General features: G+C 61.8%; 11 protein-coding genes. 5 read left to right on the top strand and 6 right to left on the bottom strand.

Annotated features, from left to right (window positions below; genetic code table 11):
* Nucleotides 1-7 precede the first annotated feature (7 nt).
* On the bottom strand, nt 8-622 hold the full coding sequence (locus PVU19_RS01300; RefSeq protein ID WP_050664163.1) for a glutathione S-transferase family protein: 615 nt from the start codon (nt 620-622) through the stop codon (nt 8-10).
* Nucleotides 623-639: 17 nt separating this feature from the next.
* Nucleotides 640-1,290, bottom strand: a complete 651-nt coding sequence (locus PVU19_RS01295; protein WP_050664164.1) for a histidine phosphatase family protein — start codon at nt 1,288-1,290, stop codon at nt 640-642.
* Between the two features lie 220 nt (nt 1,291-1,510).
* On the opposite strand from PVU19_RS01295, the gene fdhF reads away from it, so the two are divergent.
* Nucleotides 1,511-4,285 carry a formate dehydrogenase subunit alpha gene (gene fdhF / locus PVU19_RS01290; protein WP_050664165.1) on the top strand — a complete coding sequence of 925 codons (2,775 nt, stop codon included), beginning with the start codon at nt 1,511-1,513 and terminating at the stop codon, nt 4,283-4,285.
* A gap of 63 nt (nt 4,286-4,348) precedes the next feature.
* Here fdhF and PVU19_RS01285 read toward each other — a convergent pair whose 3' ends face one another.
* Together PVU19_RS01285 and PVU19_RS01280 are read right to left on the bottom strand one after the other, a co-directional pair.
* Nucleotides 4,349-5,008 carry a YiaD family glycine zipper/OmpA-like lipoprotein gene (locus PVU19_RS01285; protein ID WP_050664166.1) on the bottom strand — a complete coding sequence of 220 codons (660 nt, stop codon included), beginning with the start codon at nt 5,006-5,008 and terminating at the stop codon, nt 4,349-4,351.
* A 124-nt stretch (nt 5,009-5,132) separates the two neighbouring features.
* Nucleotides 5,133-5,972 carry a bifunctional helix-turn-helix domain-containing protein/methylated-DNA--[protein]-cysteine S-methyltransferase gene (locus PVU19_RS01280; protein WP_274789863.1) on the bottom strand — a complete coding sequence of 280 codons (840 nt, stop codon included), beginning with the start codon at nt 5,970-5,972 and terminating at the stop codon, nt 5,133-5,135.
* Between the two features lie 606 nt (nt 5,973-6,578).
* Between PVU19_RS01280 and PVU19_RS01275 the strand changes: the two genes are divergently transcribed.
* The 3 genes from PVU19_RS01275 (at nt 6,579) to PVU19_RS01265 (ending at nt 9,331) form a co-directional block, all read left to right on the top strand.
* Nucleotides 6,579-7,631 (top strand): choice-of-anchor F family protein, encoded by a 1,053-nt coding sequence (locus tag PVU19_RS01275; RefSeq protein WP_160316403.1) that lies wholly within the window; start codon nt 6,579-6,581, stop codon nt 7,629-7,631.
* Nucleotides 7,632-7,703: 72 nt separating this feature from the next.
* Nucleotides 7,704-8,348, top strand: coding sequence for an endonuclease III (gene nth / locus PVU19_RS01270; protein ID WP_050664477.1), 645 nt, complete (start codon nt 7,704-7,706; stop codon nt 8,346-8,348).
* Entirely contained in the window at nt 8,345-9,331 is a 987-nt protein-coding gene (locus PVU19_RS01265) for an adenosine kinase (RefSeq protein ID WP_050664478.1), read from the top strand. Before nth ends, PVU19_RS01265 begins: the two co-directional genes overlap by 4 nt.
* A gap of 278 nt (nt 9,332-9,609) precedes the next feature.
* On the opposite strand, the gene PVU19_RS01260 is transcribed toward PVU19_RS01265, so the two are convergent.
* Together PVU19_RS01260 and mutM are read right to left on the bottom strand one after the other, a co-directional pair.
* On the bottom strand, nt 9,610-10,386 hold the full coding sequence (locus PVU19_RS01260) for an enoyl-CoA hydratase (RefSeq protein WP_274789924.1): 777 nt from the start codon (nt 10,384-10,386) through the stop codon (nt 9,610-9,612).
* A gap of 63 nt (nt 10,387-10,449) precedes the next feature.
* Nucleotides 10,450-11,301: a bifunctional DNA-formamidopyrimidine glycosylase/DNA-(apurinic or apyrimidinic site) lyase gene (gene mutM / locus PVU19_RS01255; RefSeq protein ID WP_050663106.1), complete on the bottom strand. Its 852-nt coding sequence runs from the start codon at nt 11,299-11,301 to the stop codon at nt 10,450-10,452.
* A gap of 86 nt (nt 11,302-11,387) precedes the next feature.
* On the opposite strand from mutM, the gene ubiE reads away from it, so the two are divergent.
* Nucleotides 11,388-12,131 carry a bifunctional demethylmenaquinone methyltransferase/2-methoxy-6-polyprenyl-1,4-benzoquinol methylase UbiE gene (gene ubiE, locus PVU19_RS01250; protein WP_050663107.1) on the top strand — a complete coding sequence of 248 codons (744 nt, stop codon included), beginning with the start codon at nt 11,388-11,390 and terminating at the stop codon, nt 12,129-12,131.
* Nucleotides 12,132-12,134: the final 3 nt, after the last annotated feature.

The raw sequence follows: 12,134 nt of genomic DNA, 5'->3' as shown, positions 1-12,134 counted from the left end.
GCAGCCCTCAGATCATGTTGTCGGCAATGACCTGCGCCACCGAGGCACGGCCGCGCATCGCCTCGATGAAAGCGGCGATCTTGGGGTAATCCGCCACGGTCACACCATCCCCCTCCAGCCAGTTGCAGGCGACATAAAGGTAGGGATCGGCCAGCGAAAACGTCTCACCCAGAACATACGGCCCTTGCAGCACATGATTTTCCACATGGGCCGCGCTCTCGGTCATGGTCTGCACCGACTTGGCCTTCATGTCGGCGAAAGAACTTTCCTCACTCGCCCACCGGTGCCCGCGCATCTTGTGGGCGTGGTTCACATGCATGGTCGAGGCGATATAGCACATCGCCTCGCGCATCTTGGCGGCCTCATAGGCGTCCGAGGGGCGCAACCCGGCGGCGGGCGCGATATCGGCGATGTAATCAAGGATCGCACCCGTTTCGGTCAGAATACCCTGATCGGTGACAAGCGCCGGCACACGACCCTTGGGATTGATCGCCTGATACTCCGGTCCGGTCTGCTCTCCGGCGCGAAAATCGAGGCGGACCGGCTCGAAATCGAGCCCCGCCTCGTGCAATGCGATGGCCGTGGCAATGGCGATGGTGCCCTTGGCGTAATAGAGTTTCATGGCGCGTTTCCTGTTGTTCAGATGAAGGTGCGGGCATGCGCCCGGTCGGGTGTGTCGAGATGGGGCGTGGCGTTGAATGTGCCCAGCATCAGCATATCGTGGACATGTTCAAGCCGGTGCAGCGAACTGTTCATCACCTGCAGCATGACCTTGGACATTCCGGGAATATCAAGCCCGAGCGTGTGCCGCATCACCATGCCGATAACACCCCCCGAGGTAACAATCAGGACACGTCCCGGATGATGGCAGATATCGTCGATCAGGCCGGTGATGCGCGTGGTGAAATGCTCGAAAGTCTCCGGCACATCCGCAAGATCGCCGCGCGCCCAGTGTTCGATCACCTGCGGAAGGTAGCGGGCGAATTCGGTGGCGTCGACGGGCGCGGGGATTCCGTGCTGGGCCTCGATAGCCTGCGCGAGCGCGAAATAACTCAGCTCATCGAGCCGCGCGTCCTGTTCGGTGATGTCATAGCCCATGGCCCGCGCGGTGCCGGTCTGACGATGCAGCGTGCCGGTAAACACGTGATCGAAATGCGGATTGGTCTCGCGCAGATGCGCGCCCAGCCATTCCGCCTGCTGCACCCCGAGAGGCGACAGCCGGTCATAGCCCGCCTCGTCCGTGGCATGGCTGTTCGCCTGCCCGTGCCGCACCAGAATGAGTTCCGCCAAATCGCCGCCTCCCCGCTTGCCGCGCGACGTTAGCGCCGCACGACAGAGGGTTAAAGGTCCGCCACGGGAAATTATTCACCGGCCCCGATCCACCGCGCCTGACGCCTATACGAAACATAGCGCCCGACCGTGGCGTAAAAATGCGGTGAGGGGTCGGGATTGGTGGACTCGGAAATGCCCGCGCATGGTCTAAGATCGCCACGGACAAGGAGGCGCGCGCATGTCTGAGACGATCAAGATCACACTCGATGGCCAGGAGATCGAGACCGAGGCCGGTCTGACGATCTGGGAGGTCGCCAATGGTCGCGGCCTGAAGATCCCGCATCTCTGCCATAAGCCTGCCCCGGGCTATCGTCCCGATGGCAACTGCCGCGCCTGCATGGTCGAGGTCGAGGGCGAGCGCACACTCGTGGCCTCCTGCATCCGCGAGGCCCGCGAGGGCATGGTTGTCACCACAAATTCGAACCGCGCCGAAACCGCGCGCAAGATGGTGGTCGAGATGCTGCTCGCCGACCAGCCCGAGCGCGACACCTCGCACGATGCGTCCAGCCATCTGTGGGACATGGCCGATGCCAATGGCGTCACCCATAGCCGCTTTCCCAAACTGGAAAAACCGCGCGTGCCGCTGCTCGATGACAGCCACGTCGCCATGCGCGTCAACCTTGATGCCTGCATCCAGTGCAACCTGTGCGTCCGCGCCTGCCGCGATGTGCAGGTCAATGACGTGATCGGCATGGCCGGGCGGGGCCACGATGCCTATCCGGTCTTCGATTTCGACGATCCCATGGGTGAGAGCACCTGCGTCGCCTGCGGCGAATGCGTGCAGGCCTGCCCCACCGGTGCACTGATGCCCGCCTCGGTGATGAACGACGCGCAGCAGGGCGACAGCGCCGATTATGACGAGGAGGTGCAGAGCATCTGCCCGTTCTGCGGTGTCGGCTGTCAGGTTTCGCTCAAGGTCAAAGAGGGCAAGGTCAAGTATGTCGAGGGCATCAACGGCCCCGCCAACGAAGGGCGGCTCTGCGTCAAGGGGCGCTTTGGCTACGACTACATCCACCACCCGCACCGCCTGACCAAGCCGCTCATCCGCCGCGAGGATGCACCCGAGAAGGGCCTCAATGTCGATCCCGGCAACTGGCATGAATTTTTCCGCGAGGCGGAGTGGGACGAGGCGCTCGACCTGACAGCGGGTGAATTGAAACGTCTCAAGGATGCCCATGGCGGCGCGACCGTCGCGGGCTTTGGCAGCGCCAAATGCACCAATGAAGAAGCCTATCTCTTTCAGAAATTCATCCGTCAGGGCTTTGGCCACAACAACGTCGACCACTGCACGCGGCTCTGCCATGCCTCATCCGTGGCCGCATTGATCGAGAATGTCGGCTCGGGTGCCGTGACCGCCACCTTCAACGAGATCGAGAATGCCGACGTGGCGATCATCATCGGCGCCAACCCGATCGAGAATCACCCCGTGGCGGCGACCTATTTCAAGCAGTTCACCAAGCGCGGTGGCAAGCTCATCGTGATGGATCCGCGCGGGGTGGGCATGCGCCGCTTTGCGACCCACATGTTGCAGTTCAAGCCCGGCGCGGATGTCTCGATGCTAAACGCGATCTGTCACGTGATCGTCGAGGAAGGGCTCTACGACCAGCAATATATCGAGGCCTTCACCGAGAATTGGGAGGCCGAAAAAGCGCATCTGGCGCAATTCCCGCCCGAGAAGATGGAGGCGATCTGCGGCATTCCCGCTGAAACCCTGCGCGCCGTGGCGCGAGAGTTCGCCACGGCGAAATCCGGCATGATCTTCTGGGGCATGGGCATTTCTCAGCACATCCACGGCACCGACAATTCGCGCTGCCTGATTTCTCTGGCCTTGATGTGCGGCCATGTCGGCCGCCCCGGCACCGGGCTGCACCCGCTGCGCGGCCAGAACAACGTGCAGGGTGCCTCCGATGCGGGCCTCGTGCCGATGTTCCTGCCCGATTACCAGACCGTGACCGATGACGGCGTGCGCAATGCCTTCACCGAAGTCTGGAAATCCGGCGATTTCTCGAACCAGAAGGGCCTCACCGTCACCGAGATCATGGATGCGGTCCACGAGGACAAGATCAAGGGTATGTATATCCTCGGCGAGAACCCGGCCATGTCCGACCCGGACGTGGAGCACGCCCGCGATGCCCTCGCCAAGCTGGAGCATCTGGTGGTGCAGGATATCTTCATCACCGAGACGGCGAACTATGCCGATGTGATCCTGCCCGCCTCGGCCTTCTACGAGAAATCCGGCACCGTCACCAATACCAATCGGCAGGTGCAGATGGGCCGCCGCGCGGTCACCCCGCCGGGCGAGGCGCGCGAGGATTGGCAGATCACCACACAACTTGCCAACCGGATGGGCCTTGGGTGGCAGTATGACACACCTGCGGACGTGTTTGCCGAAATGAAGGTCAACATGCGCTCGCTCGACAATATCTCGTGGGAGCGGCTGGAGCGCGAGAATGCCGTGACCTATCCCTGCAAGACACCCGATGGCCCGGGCGAGGCCGTGGTCTTCGGCGACGGTTTCCCGCGACCCGAAGGCCGGGCGCGCTTCACCCCCGCCTCGATCATCCCGCCCGACGACGTGCCCGATGCCGACTATCCGATGGTGCTGACCACCGGGCGGCAGCTGGAGCATTGGCATACCGGTTCGATGACCCGCCGCGCATCGGTGCTCGACGCGGTAGAGCCCGAGGCCAACTGTTCGCTGCACCCGTCTACCTTGCGCAAACTCGGCGTGGAGCCCGGAGGCATGGTACGGCTGAGCACAAAACGCGGCTCGATCAGCATCATGGCGCGTGCCGATCGGGCGGTTTCACCGGACATGGTGTTCCTGCCCTTCGCCTATGTCGAGGCCGCCGCCAATATCCTCACCAACCCGGCGGTGGACCCCTACGGCAAGATCCCCGAGTTCAAATACTCGGCCGTGCGCGTCGAGGCGGCAGAGATCGCGGCGGAATGAACAGCAAAGGGGCGGCCCGATGGACCGCCCCTCGCCTTTTCATACCGGGTCGCGCGCCGTCTCTCAGCGGTTCGGCAGGATCACGATTTCGACCCGGCGATTCTGCGCCTTGCCCTCGGCGGTCAGGTTCGAGGCCACCGGCTGATCCTCTCCGCGGCCAAAGGCATTGATCCGCGAGAACGTCACACCGCCATTCATCAGCACATCGGCCACCGCATTGGCACGACGCTCCGAAAGGCCCTGATTGTAGCTGGCATCGCCGTCGCTATCGGTATGGCCGACGACCTGAACCGTAGTGTCGGGATATCTCTGAAGACTGTCCGCCACCTTGAACAGATCCGAACGCAGATCAGGCCGGATGTTGAAACTGTCGACCGGGAACAGAATGTCCTGCGGCATGGTCAGGATCAGGCGATCCCCGGTATTGGTGATCTGAACGTCGCTGTCGAGTTGCTGGCGCAGTTCGGCCTCCTGCCGGTCGAGCGCATTGCCGATGGCAGCGCCACCCAAGGCACCGATCGCACCGCCGAGCAAAGCCCCCTTGCCCTTGCTGTCACTGACGGCAGCGCCGGTGGCGGCCCCGACAAGCCCCCCGATAACCGCGCCTGACTTGGTTTTCCGACGCGGATCATCACCACCGACATAGGCGGGATCGGTGCAGGCCGCGACCAGCAGAAGCGATGCGCCGGAGAGGATGAGAATGGGATTACGTGCTCGGATCATGGAATGTCGCCTTCATTGATTTCACAGCCCGATGGATCGGGTCCAGTGCAATGATATGCAATAACAGCACCTCGCCCAAGGCAAATCCACGGGGAAATACAATGCAGCACGCGCAGAATTCCGCCTATCCTTCGGCGCGCGCACTTTCCCAGGCGAGGATCGCGCGCTTGACCGGCAGACCCCAGTGATAGCCACCCAAGCCCCCCGATTTTCGCAGGGCCCGATGGCAGGGGATGAGAAAGCTGACCGGATTGCGCCCCACGGCGGTGCCGACCGCGCGCACCGCGCGCGGGTTGCCGATGGCTCCCGCGATTTCGGAATAGGTGGTGACATGGCCCGAGGGAATCGCGAGCAGCGCCTCCCACACCTTGATCTGAAACGGCGCGCCGATCATGTGGAGCACGGCTTCGCCGCGTCCCTCAAACCCTGCATCCACCCAATGCGCGATCTTCTCCGGGGCCTCTACATAGATCGCGTCGGACCACCGCGCGCACATATCGGCCATGGTCACATCACGTCCAAACTCTGCGGCAAAGGCCACACCGCACAAACCACGGTCGGTCCCCATGGCAAGCGCCTCACCGAAGGGGCTGTCGAACCAGCCGTAATAGATGATCAATCCCGCCCCCTTGCGCGCGAACTCACCGGGGCTCATCGCCTCCCATCTCAGAAACAGATCATGCAGCCGCCCCGAGCCCGACAGCCCCGCCGCATCGGCGGCCTCCAGAGTGGTATAGCGCTGCGCCAGAAGGGCCTTGGCATGACCAAGCGTCAGATACTGCTGGTAACGCTTGGGAGATACGCCCACCCATTGCGAGAAAAGCCGCTGAAAATGCGCGGCGCTCATGCCCATCTCACGCGCAAGGTCCTCGAGCGAAAGTGTCTCGTCGCGCGCATCGATCAGGTCAATCGCACGGCGCATGACGTTGTAGTGGTAGGCATTGTCGGATGCATGATCTTGCATTGTGACCTCTGCGGCATGTGATGTCTTCGAAAGTAAGTCGTCCAATTTCAATATGCGACCCGAATCATGTGCATTCGCTCGGTATTGGTTGGCCTCTGGGTCGTGGATAATCGTGGTGGATTTTCTCAATTGTTTCGATTTGATGCTCAAGTCGCTTTGGCACCAGCGGCAGAGGTTCTCGAAAATGCACTGCCCAATTGGAAAAGTGGCATTTTTGTGGCGGAAGTTGATTCAAAACATATGCGAATATATCTATGTGTGGTAGACATTCTCTGGGGAGGTCTGAACCGTGGCTGACTTAGGGAACGCGCAAAATGCCCTCGGGACATAGGCAGACACCTTCATTGGCATCACCCCTTTAATCAGTTGCCGGACATGTCCGGCGGCTGCCAAACAAGGAGTGTTAGAATGATGAACTTTAGACATGTCACAGCCGTCGCTGTGGCAGTATCAGGGTTGATCGCAGGCAGTTCGGGGACCGCTGCCACGATCACCGGTTGGAATACAGATAACGTTGAAGTGGCCCCGCCGACCGTTCTGCCGGACGACGAGGGCGTTACAGGATAAAGCGTCGTCTACGATCGCGCTCTGCCCGATACGGATGCCGTGACGAACGGCCGGATCGCCTTTACCCCGCCCGAGGCGCAAAGCCCGGGCATCAAGGTTGAGCCAGTTCCATACGAGCAGACCGGCGGAGGCGCACCTGCCCTGAGCTTTTCGGGTTGCCTCATGACCTCCAATCCGGGGGCCACCTGCACCAGCCCGTTCCAAAGCGGCAAGCGCATAAAACAGCAGATGACCGGGACCGGCCCGGTCGATCTGGTTTTCGACGTTGCCAACGACGACAAGACCTCGACTTATCAGGTATTCCACCGCCTGATCAACGATACCAATGCATTGCTCGATGGGTTCAAGATCGAGCTTGGCTACGGGATCGGAGACGGCTTCGAAAAGGCCGCCGAACAGGGAAGCTTGAGTTTCTCGTCTCTCTTTGCCGCACAGCCACAGGACAGCGGCTCGGCCTCGACGCAGTTTCCATTCGGTCTGTTCGGGGAGGCGGATACCAACCCAAATTTCACGCTTGATGGCTTCTTCGCGAGTGCGCGGACCGGCTTCAAAACCGCTTTCAGTGCCGTCGAAATCGCAAGTGATGGTATTTTCGGCCCCTATACGGACTTCTTCGACACCTGGCTGCCCGGGCAGTCCGTTCCCGCAGGCGTATTCTGGGACAACGACAACAATCCGGGCACGGATGCACTTGTTATGGCCTGGGAACGACCGGACGGCACATGGGAGATCCGCCGCGAAATTGCGAGCCTTCTTGATGGGACCGCCGCCGCTCTTGCGACACCTGTCGAAAGGGGCAGCTTTGATGATGTGGTTGACTGGTTCGAAGATGAACAAGGTGTCGCAGATCTCAGGGCCGTTCTTCTGCCGGGTGAAATCGAGGATCTTGCCAATCTCAACGTGAACTTCGCCATCCAGCTTGCCGGAAATCTGTTTGATACTGCTGGCGCCGCATTGGACTCGTTCACCCTGCGCACGACCGTTTTTGCGGCCCCCATCGCGGCGATCCCGCTGCCTGCTGGGGCCCCGCTGTTGCTGGGCGGGTTGGGCATGTTGTGGGCCTTGCGCCGCCGCCGTCAGCGAGCCGTCTGAAACGGTGACATTACGCGCGTGCAACCCTGTAACGGGGTTGCACTTTTTCTCGACTGTGTGGCATCTGAGGGGATGCGCTCACAACTCGACTATCACACGATCCGCGAGATCTTTGCCCGGTTCGAGGCCGCCGAGCCGGAACCCAAGGGCGAGTTGGAGCATGTCAACGCCTACACGCTGGTGGTTGCCGTCGCGCTTTCGGCGCAGGCCACCGATGTGGGCGTGAACAAGGCCACGCGGGAGTTGTTCAAGATCGCCGACACGCCACAGAAGATGCTCGATCTGGGCGAAGAGGGGCTGATCGGGCACATCAAGACCATCGGCCTCTACCGCAACAAGGCCAAGAACGTGATTAAACTCAGCCGCATCCTCGTCGAGGACTATGCTGGCGAAGTCCCCAACAGTCGCGCCGCCCTGCAATCCCTGCCCGGCGTGGGGCGCAAGACCGCCAATGTCGTGCTCAACATGTGGTGGCATTACCCGGCGCAGGCGGTCGATACCCACATCTTTCGCGTGGGCAATCGCAGCGGCATCTGCCCGGGCAAGAATGTCGATGCGGTCGAACGCGCCATCGAGGACAATATCCCAGTGGATTTCCAACGCCATGCACATCACTGGCTCATCCTGCATGGCCGCTATACCTGCAAGGCGCGCAAACCCGCCTGCGGCACCTGCCTTATTCGTGATCTCTGCTTATTCGAGGACAAAACCCTATGACAAAATATCAGGCCGTCGGCATCGGCAATGCCGTGGTGGACGTGATCAGCCAATGCGACGACGCCTTTCTGGCCCGGATGGGCATCGACAAGGGCGTGATGCAACTGATCGAGACGGAGCGCGCCGAGTTTCTCTACGAGAACATGACCGACCGCTGGCAGGCGCCGGGCGGGTCGGTCGCCAATACCATCGCGGGATTGGGCGCGCTCGGCCTCTCCACCGGCTTCATCGGCCGGGTGAGCGATGATGAACTGGGCCATTTTTACGCAGACGCGATGGCCGAGGTCGGCACCGAGTTCGTCAACGCCCCGCGCAGCGACGGCGCGTTGCCCACCTCGCGCTCGATGATCTTCGTCTCGCCAGATGGCGAGCGATCAATGAACACCTATCTCGGCGTCTCCACCGAACTCGACGAGGGCGATGTGCCCGAGGCAGTGGCGGGACAGGCGGGACTTCTGTTTCTCGAGGGCTATCTTTTCGACAAGCCCAAGGGCAAGGCGGCGTTCGAACGCGCCGCCCGCGCGGCGCGGGCCGGTGGAGGCCGCGCCGGGATCACGCTGTCCGATCCGTTCTGCGTCGAGCGCCACCGCGCCGATTTCCGCGGCCTCCTGCGCGAACTCGACTTCGTTATCGGCAACGAGCATGAATGGTGCGCGCTCTACGAGACCGAAGACCTCGGCGCGGCATTGGAACAAGCGGCGCAGGAAAGCGGGCTGATCGTCTGCACCCGTTCGGGCCACGACGTGGTGCTGGTCGAGGGCGAAGAGACGGAGACAGTGCCGGTGCACCGGGTCGAGCCGGTGGACACGACCGGCGCGGGCGATCAATTCGCCGCCGGGCTGCTATATGGTCTCGCAACCGGGCAACCGCTGGCCGTGGCCGGGCGGATGGGCTGCATCGCGGCGGCCGAGGTGATCGGCCATTACGGGGCGCGGCCCGAGACGGACGTCAAGGCGCTCTTTGCGGCGGAAGGGCTGATCTGAGCCAGCGGTGCGCCCTTGGCGAAGGTCGTATCACGGAAATTTTCGCCAAAAAGAAACAGCTATGCGCGCCCGCCCCTGGCGTCGGTCGACGCTCTGTCGATGCAGACCGGGGACGGGCGCGGCTTCTCCTTGGGCGGTCATCGACTCCCCAGCCTGTACCGCGCCCGTATCGTCGCATGGCTAGGTTAACGAAACCTTGCCTTCTTTTTGGCCCCAATACTCCGGGGTGAATTGGCCGCAGGCCAAGAGGGGCAGCGCCCCTCACGCCGCAGACACGCTCACTTGTCGCGGAACTGCGGCTCGCGTTTTTCGGCGAAGGCGGCCATGCCCTCTTTCTGGTCCTCGGTGGCGAAGAGCGAGTGAAACACGCGCCGCTCGAACAAGAGCCCCTCACGCAGCGTTGTCTCGTAGGAACGATTGACCGCCTCTTTCGCCGCCATCACTGAGATCTGCGATTTCTCGGCAATCTTCTGCGCCGCCGACATCGCCTCTTCCATCAGCTTCTTGGCGGGCACCACGCGGCTCACCAGCCCCGCGCGCTCGGCCTCTTCGGCATCCATGAAGCGGCCCGTGAGGTTCATGTCCATCGCCTTGGACTTGCCAACCAGACGGGTCAGGCGCTGCGTGCCGCCCAGCCCGGCAATGACCCCGAGATTGATCTCGGGCTGACCGAACTTGGCGGTATCCGAGCAGATGATGAAATCGCACATCATCGCCAGTTCACACCCGCCGCCAAGGGCATAACCCGACACGGCGGCGATGACCGGCTTGCGCACGCGGCAAATCGCATCGCTGTCCTCGGTGAAGAGATCCTCGAGGAAGACATCGACGAATCCCTTGCCGCTCATCATCTTGATGTCGGCCCCCGCCGCAAACGCCTTTTCCGACCCGGTGAGCAGGATACAGCGCACCTTGTCGTTCTTCTGCGCCTCGCCGAGCGCCTGCGACAGCTCTGACATGAGCTGATCGTTCAGCGCGTTGAGGGCATCGGGGCGGTTGAGTTTGATGAGGGCGACGTGGTCTTCTATTTCGACGATGATCGTCTCATAGGCCATGAAATCAGCTTTCATTTGTTTCCATCAGACCGATTCATTACCATTGTTGGCCGCGCGTTCAACCTATCTTTGACAGCGTGGGCAATAGAAGCTGGAGCGCCCGGACTGTACGATGCGCCCAATAGTGCCCTCACATCCCTCCGTCCGGCAAGGTTCGCCCTCGCGCCCGTAGACGTCGAAACTGTGCTGAAAATAGCCCAATTCACCATCTGCTTGCCGGAAATCCCGCAGCGAAGAACCGCCCGCCGTGATCGCATCCCGCAGCACGTCGCGGATGATCGGCACCAGCGATCCTGCGCGTTTGCCCGAGATGTTCTCGGCGCGGCGGCGAGGCGAGATGCGCGCCCGAAAAAGCGTTTCGCAGACATAGATATTGCCCAGCCCCGCCACGATCCGCTGATCGAGCAGCGCGGATTTGATCGGCGTTTTGCGCCCCTTGAGCATCGCGGCGAGATAGGGCGCGTTGAAGTCGTTGCCCATGGGTTCAGGCCCCAGCTTGGCCAGCAACGGATGCGCCTCTGCCCTATCCGTCGGCATCAGGTCCATCGCCCCAAAGCGCCTCGGGTCGTTGAAGGTGATCCGCCCGCCATTCTGCATGTAGAGCACCACGTGATCATGCTTTTCCGGCGCCGGGTGCTCATGCACGAAACGCCCCAAGGGATCGCCCGAGACCAGCATACGCCCGGACATGCCAAGGTGAATGAGCAGCGTCTCACCCGAGCCGAGATCGGCAAGGATGTATTTCGACCGCCGCCGCAGCATCAGCACCTTCTGCCCCGTCAGCCGTGCCGCCATGTCCGGCGGAAACGGCCACCGGAGGTCAGGCCGATTGACAGCGGCACGTGCAATCACCTCGCCCTCCATCACTGGCGCTAGCCCGCGGCGGACTGTCTCAACCTCTGGTAATTCCGGCATTTGTCCCCTCGATCAACACAAGCGGCGCATTGTAACCCCCCGCCCGCGCCCTATAAGAAGGGCAGGACACAAAAGCGGCAAGGCCCATGAGCGAGAAAACCACCCATTTCGGATTTCAGGATGTGCCCGAGTCGGAGAAGGCCGGGCGCGTGCGCGGGGTCTTTGGCAGCGTGGCCAGCAAATACGACGTGATGAACGATGCGATGAGCCTCGGGATTCACCGCATCTGGAAAGACGCGATGATGGATTGGCTGGCCCCGCGCGCGGGTCAGCGCCTGCTCGATGTGGCGGGCGGCACCGGCGATATCAGCTTTCGCTTTCTCAAGCGGGCCGGTCATGGCCATGCCACCGTGCTCGACCTGACCGAGCCGATGCTGGTCGAGGGGCGCAAGCGCGCCGAGGCCGACCAGATGGCCGACAGTCTCGATTGGGTGGTGGGCGACGCGATGGCATTGCCGTTCGAGGACAACAGCTTTGACGTCTACACGATCAGCTTCGGCATCCGAAACGTGACCCGCCCGCAAGAGGCGCTGAACGAGGCGTTTCGCGTGCTCAAGCCCGGTGGACGGCTGATGGTGCTCGAATTCAGCCAGATCCCCAATGAGCTGATGCAAAAGGTCTACGATCTTTACAGCTTCAACATAATTCCGCGTCTTGGACAGGCGATCGCGAATGATCGCGACAGCTATCAGTATCTGGTCGAATCGATCCGCCAGTTTCCGGACCAAGAGACGTTTCTGGGCATGGTCCGACAGGCCGGATTCGAACAGGCAAAATACCGCAACCTGAGCATGGGCATCGCCTGTCTGCATTCCGGCTGGAAAATCTGAGCG

Origin of the sequence: Roseovarius tolerans, assembly GCF_028885395.1 — a bacterium.
In the GTDB taxonomy this organism is placed as follows: Bacteria; Pseudomonadota; Alphaproteobacteria; order Rhodobacterales; family Rhodobacteraceae; genus Roseovarius; species Roseovarius tolerans.
The sequence above is the reverse complement of the archived record's forward strand: the minus strand, read 5'-3'. Positions and strand labels throughout refer to the sequence as shown.